The following is an 11872-nucleotide window of genomic DNA, read 5'->3' as shown; positions in this document are numbered from 1 at the left end:
TATGTCAGCATTGACCGACGATACACTTCCGATCACGCCGCGCGCGATGCGCGACGAAATGATCGTATTCGCCGCGATGGCGCTGCTGCTGGCGATCGTGCCGTGGACGGGGATCTATCCGTTCTTCGTCATGCAGGCGCTGTGCTTCGCGCTGCTCGCCTGCGCCTTCAACCTCCTGATCGGCTATGGCGGCCTGCTGTCATTCGGCCACGCGATGTTCCTCGGCACCGCCGGTTACGTCTCGGCCCACGCGCTGAAGGTGTGGGGGCTGACGCCGGAGCTCGGCATCCTGGTCGGCACCGCGGCCGCGGCCTTGCTCGGCTTGGTCACCGGCTACATCTCGATCAAGCGGCAGGGCATCTATTTCTCGATGATCACGCTGGCGCTGTCGCAGCTGCTTTACTTCCTCTATTTGCAGGCGCCGTTCACCCATGGTGAAGACGGCATCCAGGGCATTCCGCAAGGCCACCTGCTCGGCATCTTCGATCTCTCGAAGCCGCTGGTGCTTTACTATGTCGTGCTGGTCGGCTTCCTCGCCGGGTTCCTGCTGATCTACCGCACCATCAACTCGCCGTTCGGCGAGGTGCTGAAGTCGATCCGCGAAAACGAGCCGCGGGCGATTTCGCTTGGCTACAAGACCGACCAGTACAAGCTGCTCGCCTTCATCCTGTCGGGCACGCTGGCGGGCTTTGCCGGCTCGCTGAAGGTGTTCGTGGCGCAGAATGCCTCGCTCACCGACGTGCACTGGTCGATGTCCGGTGAAATCGTGCTCATGACGCTGGTCGGCGGTCTCGGCACCATCTTCGGCCCGGTGGTCGGCGCCTTCGTGATCATCGCCATGCAGCAATATCTCGCCGGTTTCGGCCAGTGGGTGACGGTGATCCAGGGCGTGATCTTCGTGGCCTGCGTGCTGCTGTTCCGGCGTGGCCTGGTCGGTGAGTTGGCCCATTTGTTGCGGCGGTCGCTGTAGGGCAGGTCCCGGCGACTTTCGGCCGACATAGCGGTGGACGACCGCCCGCTCGGGCGGTCGATCCCGATGCTTTCCCCGCCAGATGCTCTATGACAGTTCTGTGACAGTCGCTAAAAGGGCTGTCCCGGAATGATGGAACTGAGACATGCTGCGCTGGTTTCGCGCCTTCCTGCCCAAGGAAGAGCGGTTTTTCGACCTGTTCGCCCGACACGCCCAGACCTCCGTGCAATGCGCATTGGCGTTGCAGGACATGCTGAAGGGCGGGGAGGAGACTCCGGTCTTTTGCCAGCGCGTCAATCAGTTCGAGAACGACGCCGATAGCGTCACCCGCGAGGTCCTGACCGCGGTTCGCCGCACCTTCATCACCCCGTTCGATCGTGGCGATATCAAGAACCTGATCACCTCGATGGACGACGCGGTCGACCAGATGCAGGCGACCGCAAAGGCGGTCATGCTGTTCGAGGTGCGCGAGTTCGAGCCGCCGATGCGCGAGATGGGTGGCCTGATCGTCGAATGCGCCAATCTGGTCGGCCGCGCGCTGCCCCTGTTGCAGTCGATCGGCCACAACGTCTCGATGCTGACCCAGATCACCGAGGAACTGACCAAGCTCGAGGGCCGGGTCGACGATCTCCAGGATATCGGGCTCAAGGAGCTGTTCCTGAAGCACCGCGACGCCAACACGATGGACTACATCGTCGGCGCGGAGATCTACGACCATCTCGAGAAAGTGGCCGACCGTTTCGACGACGTGGCGAACGAGATCAACTCGATCGTGATCGAGCAAGTCTGAGCATGATCCGGAAAAGTGTGATGCGGTTTTCCCTGCGACAAACGCGAAGCGTTTGCGCGGCGATCATGCTCAACAAAGCACAATAGAGTGGGGCATCACGTGGACGCCACGCTGGGTCTTCCAATTCTGACCATCCTGATCGCGGTCGCGCTGCTGTTCGACTTCCTGAACGGCCTGCACGACGCCGCGAACTCGATCGCGACCATCGTCTCGACCCGCGTGCTGCGGCCGCAATATGCGGTGTTCTGGGCGGCGTTCTTCAACTTCCTCGCGTTCCTGGTGTTCGGCCTGCACGTTGCCAACACGATCGGCACCGGGATCATCGAGCCGTCGGTGGTGGATGCGACCGTGATCTTCGCAGCATTGGTCGGCGCGATCGTCTGGAACGTGATCACCTGGGCGCTGGGCATTCCGTCGTCGAGCTCGCACGCGCTGATCGGCGGCCTGGTCGGCGCCGGCATGGCGAAGGCGGGGATTTCGGCGGCGGTGTGGAGCGGGCTCTCCAAGACCTTGCTCGCGATCGTGCTGTCGCCGCTGGTCGGCTTCCTGCTGGCGCTGGTGCTGGTCGCGATCGTGTCCTGGCTCTCGGTGCGCTCGACGCCGTTCGCGGTCGATCGCGCATTCCGCATCCTGCAATTCGCCTCGGCGTCGCTCTATTCGCTCGGCCATGGCGGCAACGACGCGCAAAAGACCATGGGCATCATCGCCGTGCTGCTCTATTCGCAGGGCCATCTCGGCGACACCTTCGAAATTCCGTTCTGGGTGGTGCTGGCCTGCCAGGGCGCGATGGCGCTGGGTACCCTGATGGGCGGCTGGCGGATCGTCCGCACCATGGGGCTGCGGATCACCAAGCTGACGCCGATGCAGGGTTTCTGCGCCGAAACCGGCGGCGCCGTGACGCTGTTCATGGCGACCTATCTCGGGGTTCCCGTATCGACCACGCACACCATCACGGGCGCCATCGTCGGCGTCGGCGCCGCACGGCGGCTTTCCGCCGTGCGCTGGAATGTGGCGAGCTCGATCGTCTACGCCTGGGTGATCACGATCCCGGCGTCGGCCGCGGTCGCAGCCGCGAGCTATTGGGCGGTGCAGATTCTGAAGTAGCGTTTTCGAGCGAAGTGGAAGCCGGTTCGCGTTAAGAAAACGCGTCCCAAAAAGGAGTAATCAGCCGACCAGCTTCAGCCCGACGATGCCGGCAACGATCAGTCCGATGCTGGCAAGCCGCATCGCGGTCGCGGGTTCGCCGAGCAGGATGATGCCGAGCGCCGCGGTGCCGACCGCGCCGATCCCGGTCCAGACCGCATAGGCGGTTCCAATCGGCAGCGTCTTCAGCGCGAGGCCGAGCAGGATCACGCTGCCGGCCATCGCCGCCAGCGTCAGCACCGACGGCACCAGCCGCGAGAAACCTTCGGTATATTTCAGCCCGATCGCCCAGCCGATCTCGAGCAGGCCAGCGGTGAACAGAATGGTCCAAGCCATCACGAACCCTCCAGATAAGGCAGGGTCGTCCCCGCGAATGGTATGGTGAGGAGAAGGTCGTCCTTCCGGTGCCCATATGGGGATGGTGCGGGCGTTCCGCATTGCGACAAAACGCCCTTGATTGCGCCCGTTTTCCCTGCCAAATGCCCCGCCATGTCCGACATTTCAGTTTCAGCCGAATCGCCGTCCCGCTCGCCGCTTTCAGAGGAAGTGGCGCGACGGCGTACCTTTGCGATCATCTCGCACCCGGACGCCGGCAAGACCACGCTGACGGAAAAGCTGCTGCTGTTCGGGGGCGCCATCAATCTCGCGGGCCAGGTCAAGGCCAAGGGCGAGCGGCGCAACACGCGCTCGGACTGGATGAAGATCGAGCGCGAGCGCGGCATCTCGGTCGTCACCTCGGTGATGACCTTCGAGTTCAACGACCTCGTGTTCAACCTCTTGGACACGCCGGGCCACGAGGACTTTTCGGAAGATACCTATCGCACGCTGACCGCGGTCGATTCCGCTGTGATGGTGATCGACGCGGCGAAAGGCATCGAGGCGCGCACGCGAAAGCTGTTCGAGGTGTGCCGGCTGCGTGACATCCCGATCATCACCTTCATCAACAAGATGGACCGCGAGAGCCGCGACACGTTCGAGCTTCTGGACGAGATCGAGAAGACGCTGGCGCTCGACACGACGCCGATGACCTGGCCGGTCGGCCGCGGCCGCGACTTCCTCGGCACCTATGACGTCGTCAATGGCGGCGTGCGGCTGCTCGAGGGCGGCGGCGCCAAGACCGGCGCCACCGAGCAGATCGACATCGCCGATCTCGGCAAGCGCAATCCCAATCTCGACGTCGCCGAGGTCAAGGACGAGCTCGCGCTGGCCTCGGAAGCCTGCAAGCCGTTCGAGCTCGCTGCGTTCCGCGAGGGCCACCTGACGCCGGTCTATTTCGGCAGCGCGCTGCGCAATTTCGGCGTCGGCGATCTGCTGGAAGGCCTCGGCAAGTTCGCACCGGCGCCGCGCGCGCAGGACTCGGATTTGCGCAAGGTCGAGGCATCGGAGCCGCGCATGAGCGCGTTCGTGTTCAAGATCCAGGCCAACATGGATCCGAACCACCGCGACCGCATCGCCTTCGCCCGGTTGTGCTCGGGCAAGCTCAGCCGCGGCATGAAGGCCAAGCTGGTACGCACCGGCAAGAACATGAGCCTGTCGAGCCCGCAGTTCTTCTTCGCGCAGGACCGCTCGGTCGCCGACGAGGCCTTTGCCGGCGACGTCGTCGGCATTCCCAACCACGGCACGCTCAGGATAGGCGACACCCTGACCGAGGGCGAGGATCTGACCTTCGTCGGCGTACCGAGCTTCGCGCCGGAAATCGTCCGCCGCGTCCGGCTGACCGACGCGATGAAGGCGAAGAAGCTGAAGGAAGCCTTGCAGCAGATGTCGGAGGAGGGCGTCGTGCAGGTGTTCCGCCCGCGCGACGGCGCGCCCGCGCTGGTCGGCGTGGTCGGCCCGCTGCAGCTCGACGTGCTGAAGGCGCGGCTCGACGCGGAATATTCGCTGCCGGTCGAGTTCGAGATCAGCGAATTTTCGCTGGCGCGCTGGATCTCGTCCGACGACCGCAAGCAGCTCGACGCCTTCATCTCCGCCAACAATTCCGGCATCGCCGACGATGTCGACGGTGATCCCGTGTTCATGGCCAAGAACGAGTTCTATCTCGGCTACACCCGGGAGCGCGCCGAGGGCATCACCTTCTCCAACGTCAAGGACGTGAAGAAGAAGGCGTAGTGGCGCTCGCTCCGGTGTCGTCCCCCGGGAGGGCGGGGGACCCGGTACGCCGCGGCTTCTCCGTTACTCGCTACGGTTCTCGGCGGGGAGGTGACTGCCGAAAAAGTCGATGAGGCTCTGCGGCGCGTTAGCGCCGTAGCACAACTCGAGGAGTTCCGCCGCATCAGCGGCTTCGGACGCGCTGCGGGGAAACAGGTCCTCTTCATAGGCGGCGAGCGCGGCCTCGACGTCACCTGGGTTGGCAGCGATCGCCGCGCCGAGTTCGGCACCGTCATACATTGCGAGATTGGCGCCTTCGCCCGATGGAACCATCAGATGCGCTGCATCGCCGAGCAGCGTGACGCCGGGCACGCGGTCCCATTGATGCGCGACCGGAAGCGCATGGATGAGGCGCAGCACCGGCGCCGTCTCGCCGTCGGTGATCAGCGCGGTCAGCGCCCGGGCCCAGCCATCGAATTCCTCGGCGACGCGGGCGAGGGCGCTCGCAGGGTTGGAGAAGTCGAGGTTGGCAAACCATTCCTCAGGCTTGGTCAGCGCCACATAGGTGTGCAGCACGCCGTTCGGCTCACGATGCGCGGCGATGCCCTTTCCCGGCGCCAGCGCGAACATCGCGCCGCCGCCAACCGCTTCCGCGCTCGCTCGGTGACGGACATCGGCGTCGAACAGATATGTCTCGATGAACGAAGTGCCGACATAGGTCGGCTTGTCTGCGGAGAGAAGCGATCGCACGCGCGACCAGGCACCGTCGGCCCCGACCAGAAGGTCGGTCGTCACCGTCGTGCCGTCGGCAAAGCTCAATACATGCCGCCCGCCGCCGAGCGGTGAGGCCGCTATGACCTTGTGTCCCCACCGCACCGTGCCTTCGGGCAACGAATTGAGCAGGATCCGGCGCAGCTCGCCCCGCGGCACCTCGGGGCGCCCGCCCGTGCCGTCGTCCGGATGATGCAGCAGGACATTGCCTTGGGTATCGAGCGCGCGGGTTTCCTGGCCGCCGGGGTGGATCAGCTCGCGGAACTCCTCAAAGAGGCCTGCGGCCTTCAGCGCGCGTTGGCCGTTGTGCTCATGGATATCGAGCATGCCGCCCTGCGTTCGTACCTCTGCGGAGGCTTCCGCTTCGTAGACGATCGCTGCGATCCCGTGGACGTGGAGGACGCGGGCAAGCGTCAGGCCGCCGAGGCCGGCACCGACGATCGTGACGGGAGATTTCATGCGGAGTCCTTCCGGGCTGAGAGTTATGGAACGTCGTTCCAATACTTGGAATGCCGTTCCAGACGTGTCAAGATGCGGCATGGTTAAGAAGGCGCGCAGCAGCCAGCGACGCGAGGACTCGCTCTCGCGGGATCGCATCATCGAGGCTTCGATCGAGCTCCTGGACGAAAGCGGCGAGGACGGTCTGACGTTCCGCGCCCTGTCCGAACGGCTCGCGACCGGTCCCGGCGCGATCTACTGGCATATCGCCAACAAGAGTGATCTGCTGGTCGCCGCCTGCGACGCCATTGTCGCGCGTATGGTGGATGCGCACGCGGTCAGCGGATCGCCGAAGGCCACCATTCGCGCCCTTGCGCTCGGCATGTTCGACGCAATGGAGGCGCATGCGTGGGTCGGAACAGCGCTGATCCGTGCTGCCGGGCAGTTGCCGACCGTGCGCGTTCTGGAATGCATCGGCCAGCAGGTTCGCGCGCTTGGCGTGGCTGCCGACACGCAGTGGACGATCGTCTCGGTCCTGCTGAACTACATCCTTGGCGTCGGTGGCCAGAACGCAGCCAACGCGCAGTTCGCGCGGACGCATGGCCTGGACCGATCGAGCTTCCTGGATGCGGTGGCGACCGACTGGTCCGCGCTCGACGCAAGCGACTACCCGTTTGCACGCAGCGTGGCCGGCGCGATGCGGGACCACGACGACCGTGTCGACTATCTCGCCGGCATCGATCTCATCCTCGCCGGTATCAAGGGGACACGAACCGGCCGAACCTAGGTTTTAGTATTGACAAGCGCGAGGAATTGAACGCCGCCCCGCTTGATGCGGTCCGGCCGCGGACCCATTTTCTCCGGAGTGCAATCCGGGTCCGCCTGCATGCTCCGACGCGTCGCCATCTGCCTCGCTTTTGCCGTGCCGGCCTTTGCGCTCGCGAGCGCGGCCTCTGCGCAGCAGCGGCAACAAACCAACCCGGCGCCCTTCGCACACACGCCTTGCAGCGTGCTCGACGAAGGGCCTTGCATCCCGTCCTATTGCAGCGTGTTCAACCACGGGCCATGCCTGCCCGAGATGGATTATCCGTACGGCGAAAATCTCCAGCTCACGATCCTGACCGTGCCACCGCAGGATCAGGCCGAGAAGTACCGCAAGCCGGATCATGATCTCAATACCATCGGCGATCTGTTCGCCGCGCTGCGCGCCTGCTGGGCGCCGCCACCGCCGGACGACGCGCGCGCGGGCATGCAGATGTCGGTGCGATTCAGCTTCAAACGATCGGGCGAGATGATCGGCGCGCCGCGCCTGACGTTTTCGACGCGGGGCATCCCGGCCGACACCCGCACCACCTACCTCAATGCGATCAACGCCTCGCTGGATGCCTGCCTGCCGCTGAAATTCACCGGCGGATTGGGCGGCGCGCTGGCCGGCCGGCCGATCATGATCCGCTATGTCGACAACCGGGAGCTGGCCAAATCGGCCAACAAGCCGTGAGACACGTCATTCCGGGGCGCGCTGGAAGCGCGAACCCGGAATCCCGGGATTGGCTTGCGCGCCCGGCAACCTCGAGATTCCGGGTCCGGCCCTGCGGGCCATCCCGGAATGACGGAGTCGTGGCGTGACGCATTGCCACCCGCCCGGCGAAGGTGATACGCGAAGGCATTAGTTCGATCAGGGGAGGAACATCGTGGGACTGCTCGTCATGATCCTGGGTCTCGTGCTGTTCCTCGGCGTCCATGTGCTGTCAAGCCTGCGCGAGATGCGCGCCGGCCTGATCAAGGCGATGGGCGAGGGCGGCTACAAGATCGCCTATTCGCTCGCCTCCGCGGCCGGGCTCGTGCTGATCATCTGGGGCTTTGCGCATTATCGCGCGAGCGGATGGATCGACGTCTGGACCCCGCCGACGGCGCTCAAGCACATCACGGTCGCGCTGATGCTGCCCGCCGTCATCCTCGTCGTCGCCTCCTATATCCGCGGCCGCATCTACACCACGCTGAAGCATCCGATGCTCGCCGGCGTGAAGCTGTGGGCGTTCGCGCATCTGCTCGCCAACGGCGACCTCGGCTCGATCATCCTGTTCGGCTCGTTTCTCGGCTGGGCGGTCTATGACCGCATCTCGCTGAAGCGCCGCACGGATGCTGGCGCGCCGCCGATTCCGGTGGGCGGCCCAACCAACGACCTGATCGCGATCGCGGTCGGTGTCATCGTCTATCTGGCGCTGGCGTTTGCGTTCCACCCGGTCGTGATCGGCGTGCCTGTCATGGGAGCCTGACTATGTCTGTTCAATCCGCCATCAAGCGCAAGACCGCGCCCGATCTGCGCGCCCGCAAGAACGGCGAGCCGATCGTGATGCTGACGTCCTATCATGCGCACACCGCGGCGCTGGTCGACCGTCATTGCGACGCCATCCTGGTCGGCGATTCCCTCGGCAACGTCATGCATGGCTTCGAGACCACCGTGCCGGTCACGCTCGACATGATGATCCTGCAAGGCCGCGCGGTGATGCGCGGCTCGCAAGCTGCGCTCGTCGTGGTGGACATGCCGTTCGGCTCCTATGAGGGTTCGAAGGAGCAGGCGTTTCAATCCGCGGTGCGGATCATGAAGGAGACCCTGTGCGGCGCGGTCAAGCTCGAGGGCGGCGCGCGGATGGCGGAGACGGTGGCGTTCCTGTCCGAGCGCGGCATTCCGGTGATGGGCCATATCGGTCTGACGCCGCAGTCGATCAACACGCTTGGCTCGTTCCGCGCGCAGGGCCGCGAGGAAGAGAACTGGGCGCCGATCGAGAACGACGCCAGGGCGATCGCGGAGGCGGGCGCGTTCTCGATCGTGGTCGAGGCGGTCGCCGAGCCGCTGGCGCGCAAGATCACGCAGTCGATCGCCGTGCCGACCATCGGCATCGGCGCCAGCGCTGCCTGCGACGGCCAGGTGCTGGTGCTGGAGGACATGCTCGGCCTGTCGCCGCGGGCGCCGAAATTCGTGCGCCGCTATGGCAATCTCGGGCCGATGATCGAGGAGGCGATCGCCGGCTATGCGCGCGACGTGAAGAGCCGCGCCTTCCCGGGGCCGGAGCACGTCTACGGCATGAAGAAGAGCTGACCGGGCGCGCATGGACTGGTCGCAGCACGCAATTCCGCCGATGCGGCTCGAGCCGCGGTTCGGCGACCGCGTCGTGCCGGCTTTCCCGGAGCGGCCCGGCAGCCTTTGGGCGATGATCGCGGACGCCGTTGCGCAGAACGGCGACGGCGAGGCGCTGGTCTGCGGCGCGACGCGCCTGAGCTGGCGCGAGGTCGCGGAGAAATCGGCCAAGGTCGCGGCGGGCTTTGCAAGACTCGGCCTTGCGCCCGGCGACCGCGTCGCGATCCTGCTCGGCAACCGCATCGAGTTCGTGCTGACGATGTTCGCCGCCGCGCATGCCGGGTTGGTCACGGTGCTGCTCTCGACGCGCCAGCAGAAGCCCGAGATCGCCTATGTGCTGAACGATTGCGGCGCGACGCTGCTGGTCCATGAGGCCACGCTTGCCGACCGCATCCCTGATGCGGCCGACGTTCCCGGCCTCAAGCATCGCATCTCGGTCAGCGATGACGGCGCATCGCAATTCGCTGGTCTCGCCGACAACGCTGCGGCCCAGGCGCCGGCGGAGGTGAGGGAAGAGGACACCGCGATGATCCTCTACACCTCGGGCACCACGGGCCGGCCGAAGGGCGCCATGCTCGCCCATTGCAACATCATCCACTCCTCGATGGTGTTCGTGTCGTGCCTGAAGCTGACCAAGTCGGATCGCTCGATCGCCGCGGTGCCGCTCGCGCATGTTACCGGCGCGGTCGCCAACATCACCACCATGGCACGCTGCGCCGGCGCGCTGATCATCATGCCGGAGTTCAAGGCCTCGGAATATCTGAAGGTCGCGGCGCGCGAGCGCGTCAGCTACACGGTGATGGTGCCGGCGATGTACAATCTCTGCCTGATGCAGCCGGACTTCGACAGCTACGATCTGTCGAGCTGGCGGATCGGCGGCTTCGGCGGCGCGCCGATGCCGGTCGCGACCATCGAAAAACTCGACGCCAAGATTCCCGGGCTGAAGCTTGCGAATTGCTACGGCGCGACCGAGACCACGTCGCCCTCGACGCTGATGCCGGGCGAACTGACCGCCGCCCATATCGACAGCGTCGGCCTGCCGTGCCCCGGCGCCGAGATCATCGTGATGGGCGCTGACGGCCGCGAACTGCCGCGCGGCGAGATCGGCGAGCTCTGGATCCGCAGCGCCTCGGTCATCAAGGGCTACTGGAACAATCCGAAGGCGACCATGGAGAGTTTCACCGCCGGCTTCTGGCATTCCGGCGATCTCGGTTCGATCGACGCGGCAAACTTCGTCCACGTGTTCGATCGCCAGAAGGACATGATCAATCGCGGCGGCCTGAAGATCTATTCCGCCGAGGTCGAGTCTGTCCTGGCCGGCCATCCCGCCGTGGTCGAGAGCGCGATCATCGCCAAGCCGTGCCCGGTGCTCGGCGAGCGCGTGCACGCCGTGATCGTGACCCGCACGGACGTGAATGCGGAGAGCCTGCGCGCCTGGTGCGCCGAGCGGCTCTCCGACTACAAGGTGCCGGAGACCATGGCGCTGACATCAGAGCCGCTGCCGCGCAACGCCAACGGCAAGGTGATCAAGCGCCAGATCAGGGAGAGCCTGTCCGCGATAGGCACCTAGCGAGGCGTGGACGTACCATCCGCGAATTCGGTCGACCTCTCCCGCTTGCGGGGGTCGAGACGAGCGAAGCTCGCTCTTAGGTCGGCACGTGCAGCGCGGGCTGGGGGCCTGTTGCGGCAAGTCGCAAACGTCCCCCGTTAACGCTTTGATCCGCCTCGCTTTGCCTTGCCTCCGCCACACCATTAGGGTAACGCCGCCGCGATGTGGGGATCGGGTAGGGCTGGGCCCCACCGATAGCAGCGGTCCCGAGGGGATGGGATAGCCTTAAGTGTCTGAATTATTTGACGAAGTCGACGAGGAAGTCCGTCGCGATCAGCTCAAGAAGCTGTGGGACAAGTACTCGCTCTTTATCATCGCCCTGGCGATCCTGATCGTTGCGGGCGTCGGTGGCTGGCGCGGCTACCAGTATCTTGAGGCCAAGAAGGCCGCCGAGGCCGGTGCGGCGTTCGACCGTGCCGTCGAATTGTCCGATCAGAACAAGCACGCCGAGGCCGAGGCTGCGTTCGCCGCTCTCATCACCAAGGCACCGTCCGGCTACCACAATCTGGCGCGGCTGCGCATGGCCGCCGAGGTCGCGACCCGCGATCAGCCGGCTGCCGCGAAGCTCTATGACGAGATCGCAGCCGACCGCAGCGTCGGCGGTCCCGAGCAGGACCTGGCGCGGATCCGCGCCGCGCAGCTCGCGATGGAAACCACCACCTATCCGAACATGCTGCAACGGGCTCGAGGCCACGGCAACGGCGAAGGACTCGACGTTCCGTCACTCCGCCCGCGAGCTGCTGGCGCTGTCGGCCTGGCGCGCCAACGATGCCACCGCCGCGCGGCAGTGGCTCGACCAGATTGCCAATGACGGTGAGACGCCGCCGAGCCTGCGCTCGCGTGCCGAAGCGCTGCAGGCCTTGTTGCCGCCGGTCGCGAAGAGCTGACTTGGCGCGAAACCCGAGTTTGAGTGAGAGATCGACC

The 11872-nt window shown here is 65.4% G+C and carries 11 protein-coding genes and 1 pseudogene; 10 read left to right on the top strand and 2 right to left on the bottom strand.

The features are described 5' to 3' along the window. Nucleotide 1 precedes the first annotated feature (1 nt). From ACVWZM_RS43440 to ACVWZM_RS43430, 3 genes are all read left to right on the top strand, one after another. Complete coding sequence (locus ACVWZM_RS43440; protein ID WP_057019845.1) at nucleotides 2-970, top strand: branched-chain amino acid ABC transporter permease; 969 nt, start codon at nucleotides 2-4, stop codon at nucleotides 968-970. 145 nt (nucleotides 971-1115) lie between these two features. Further along, entirely contained in the window at nucleotides 1116-1760 is a 645-nt protein-coding gene (locus ACVWZM_RS43435; protein WP_092088306.1) for a DUF47 domain-containing protein, read from the top strand. A gap of 99 nt (nucleotides 1761-1859) precedes the next feature. Then, the gene (locus ACVWZM_RS43430) at nucleotides 1860-2864 is read left to right on the top strand and encodes an inorganic phosphate transporter (RefSeq protein WP_057019847.1); all 1005 of its coding nucleotides are present in this window, start codon (nucleotides 1860-1862) and stop codon (nucleotides 2862-2864) included. Nucleotides 2865-2924: 60 nt separating this feature from the next. Here ACVWZM_RS43430 and sugE read toward each other — a convergent pair whose 3' ends face one another. Continuing rightward, the gene (gene sugE, locus ACVWZM_RS43425) at nucleotides 2925-3239 is read right to left on the bottom strand and encodes a quaternary ammonium compound efflux SMR transporter SugE (RefSeq protein WP_016839884.1); all 315 of its coding nucleotides are present in this window, start codon (nucleotides 3237-3239) and stop codon (nucleotides 2925-2927) included. A gap of 153 nt (nucleotides 3240-3392) precedes the next feature. Between sugE and ACVWZM_RS43420 the strand changes: the two genes are divergently transcribed. Then, on the top strand, nucleotides 3393-5012 hold the full coding sequence (locus ACVWZM_RS43420) for a peptide chain release factor 3 (protein WP_028335130.1): 1620 nt from the start codon (nucleotides 3393-3395) through the stop codon (nucleotides 5010-5012). A 63-nt stretch (nucleotides 5013-5075) separates the two neighbouring features. Here ACVWZM_RS43420 and ACVWZM_RS43415 read toward each other — a convergent pair whose 3' ends face one another. After that, nucleotides 5076-6221, bottom strand: a complete 1146-nt coding sequence (locus ACVWZM_RS43415) for an FAD-dependent oxidoreductase (protein ID WP_456856329.1) — start codon at nucleotides 6219-6221, stop codon at nucleotides 5076-5078. Nucleotides 6222-6300: 79 nt separating this feature from the next. On the opposite strand from ACVWZM_RS43415, the gene ACVWZM_RS43410 reads away from it, so the two are divergent. The 6 genes and pseudogenes from ACVWZM_RS43410 (at nucleotide 6301) to ACVWZM_RS43385 (ending at nucleotide 11835) form a co-directional block, all read left to right on the top strand. After that, nucleotides 6301-6987 carry a TetR/AcrR family transcriptional regulator gene (locus ACVWZM_RS43410; RefSeq protein ID WP_168855622.1) on the top strand — a complete coding sequence of 229 codons (687 nt, stop codon included), beginning with the start codon at nucleotides 6301-6303 and terminating at the stop codon, nucleotides 6985-6987. Between the two features lie 99 nt (nucleotides 6988-7086). Then, entirely contained in the window at nucleotides 7087-7698 is a 612-nt protein-coding gene (locus ACVWZM_RS43405; protein WP_225159105.1) for a hypothetical protein, read from the top strand. A gap of 193 nt (nucleotides 7699-7891) precedes the next feature. Continuing rightward, nucleotides 7892-8476, top strand: coding sequence for an NnrU family protein (locus ACVWZM_RS43400; protein WP_057019851.1), 585 nt, complete (start codon nucleotides 7892-7894; stop codon nucleotides 8474-8476). Between the two features lie 2 nt (nucleotides 8477-8478). Beyond that, complete coding sequence (gene panB, locus ACVWZM_RS43395; RefSeq protein ID WP_018271260.1) at nucleotides 8479-9300, top strand: 3-methyl-2-oxobutanoate hydroxymethyltransferase; 822 nt, start codon at nucleotides 8479-8481, stop codon at nucleotides 9298-9300. A 10-nt stretch (nucleotides 9301-9310) separates the two neighbouring features. Further along, a complete protein-coding gene (locus ACVWZM_RS43390) occupies nucleotides 9311-10909 on the top strand; it encodes a class I adenylate-forming enzyme family protein (RefSeq protein ID WP_456856327.1) in 1599 nt (532 codons plus the stop codon). Between the two features lie 268 nt (nucleotides 10910-11177). Continuing rightward, nucleotides 11178-11835 (top strand): annotated as a pseudogene (locus tag ACVWZM_RS43385) (tetratricopeptide repeat protein). Nucleotides 11836-11872: the final 37 nt, after the last annotated feature.

The organism is Bradyrhizobium sp. USDA 4501, from assembly GCF_054062115.1.
The sequence above is the reverse complement of the archived record's forward strand: the minus strand, read 5'-3'. Positions and strand labels throughout refer to the sequence as shown.

Coding starts and splice junctions, on each gene's coding strand:
- ACVWZM_RS43440 (WP_057019845.1), top strand. CDS start 2: ATGTCAGCATTGACCGACGATACACTTCCGATCACGCCGCGCGCGATG.
- ACVWZM_RS43435 (WP_092088306.1), top strand. CDS start 1,116: ATGCTGCGCTGGTTTCGCGCCTTCCTGCCCAAGGAAGAGCGGTTTTTC.
- sugE (WP_016839884.1), bottom strand. CDS start 3,239: ATGGCTTGGACCATTCTGTTCACCGCTGGCCTGCTCGAGATCGGCTGG.
- ACVWZM_RS43420 (WP_028335130.1), top strand. CDS start 3,393: ATGTCCGACATTTCAGTTTCAGCCGAATCGCCGTCCCGCTCGCCGCTT.
- ACVWZM_RS43415 (WP_456856329.1), bottom strand. CDS start 6,221: ATGAAATCTCCCGTCACGATCGTCGGTGCCGGCCTCGGCGGCCTGACG.
- ACVWZM_RS43410 (WP_168855622.1), top strand. CDS start 6,301: ATGGTTAAGAAGGCGCGCAGCAGCCAGCGACGCGAGGACTCGCTCTCG.
- ACVWZM_RS43405 (WP_225159105.1), top strand. CDS start 7,087: ATGCTCCGACGCGTCGCCATCTGCCTCGCTTTTGCCGTGCCGGCCTTT.
- panB (WP_018271260.1), top strand. CDS start 8,479: ATGTCTGTTCAATCCGCCATCAAGCGCAAGACCGCGCCCGATCTGCGC.
- ACVWZM_RS43390 (WP_456856327.1), top strand. CDS start 9,311: ATGGACTGGTCGCAGCACGCAATTCCGCCGATGCGGCTCGAGCCGCGG.